2 protein-coding genes are annotated in these 1,068 nt (G+C 45.1%); one reads left to right on the top strand and one right to left on the bottom strand.

The window, feature by feature from the left end; translation table 11 throughout:
- On the top strand, nucleotides 1–178 hold a 178-nt coding region (locus tag ACTHUM_RS15040; RefSeq protein ID WP_440403296.1), incomplete at its 5' end, for a lytic murein transglycosylase.
- Nucleotides 179–238: 60 nt separating this feature from the next.
- On the opposite strand, the gene ACTHUM_RS15035 is transcribed toward ACTHUM_RS15040, so the two are convergent.
- Complete coding sequence (locus ACTHUM_RS15035; protein ID WP_070461503.1) at nucleotides 239–952, bottom strand: aldose epimerase family protein; 714 nt, start codon at nucleotides 950–952, stop codon at nucleotides 239–241.
- Nucleotides 953–1,068 lie beyond the last annotated feature (116 nt).

The raw sequence follows: 1,068 nt of genomic DNA, 5'->3' as shown, positions 1-1,068 counted from the left end.
AGCTGCTGTTGCCGATAATGAAAAAGCTGTGTTGTATGCTTTGGAAACCAGCCCGGGCGTATTTGAATACTATTTGGGCCTGAATAACTTCTACACCGTATGGCAATACAACCACAGCCGCATGTATGTAACAGCGGTACGCGATATTGCGAATGCAATCAATAACAATGGCCTGTAAGCCATAAGAAAACCACCCATTTGGGTGGTTTTTAAGTATTTGGGGCTTTTACAGAACATTTTAAGCCATCAGTTTGATTTTCATGGCGTAACGTTTTTTGCTGTGCCCTGAAACAAACTGTCCGCCTTTTGCAGGGGATAAAAACGCATTGCCTTCTGCGGTTGGTTCTGCACAAGTATATTGGCCGTTTCTATCGCTCCAGAGGGCATACACAGGCAGATTGTGGGTGCGGATATCCAGTTTCAAGCCGTTAAATGCAACGTGTGCATCCTGGTCGGAGGAAACAAATTCGGTATGGGAGATATAGTCGGCATCGTATGGCGCGCCGTTGAAATCAAATTGTGTACCTGCGGCGGTAAAGTAGGGGTGGAATCCCGGAGACGTGCGGACGGGCGATTCGCCGTAATTGCAGACAGTTAGGATGGCGATGGCTTCATTTTCGTTAGGCAGACTGTAATCAAGCAACCATTCGACGTGTTCATAGCCTTTTTCTGTGCTGATTAATTTCAAGCCGATATCCGATTCATTTTGATGGCGGATTTCCCAGTCTGAAGTTCTGCCGAAACCATGTTGAGCTAGATGATTTTTGCTGTCCGGTCCGAATTGGGGTAAGCAGACGTGCATGCCGCCGCGTAATTTTGTATCATCGCCCACGTGGACGCTGGTTTTCGGAAACAAGACTTCCCGTCCTTTTAGAATCAGGGAGTCAATATATCCGCCCATTGTATTGACTTGCATAGTGGCTGATTGGTTGCGTAGTATGATTTCAGGCATAATGATTTTAGCTTCAAATTGTTTATCATTTGTGTGGCATTCTAACATTGCGATGACATGCTGTCGCTGCCAGCTTGATAGAAAATCCTTAATAAAAATCAAAAAAATGCTAGAAT

Source organism: Neisseria sp. P0021.S006 (genome assembly GCF_051956895.1).
The sequence above is the reverse complement of the archived record's forward strand: the minus strand, read 5'-3'. Positions and strand labels throughout refer to the sequence as shown.

Excerpts from the sequence above, each read along its gene's own strand:
- ACTHUM_RS15035 (WP_070461503.1), bottom strand. The coding sequence starts at position 952 with ATGCCTGAAATCATACTACGCAACCAATCAGCCACTATGCAAGTCAAT.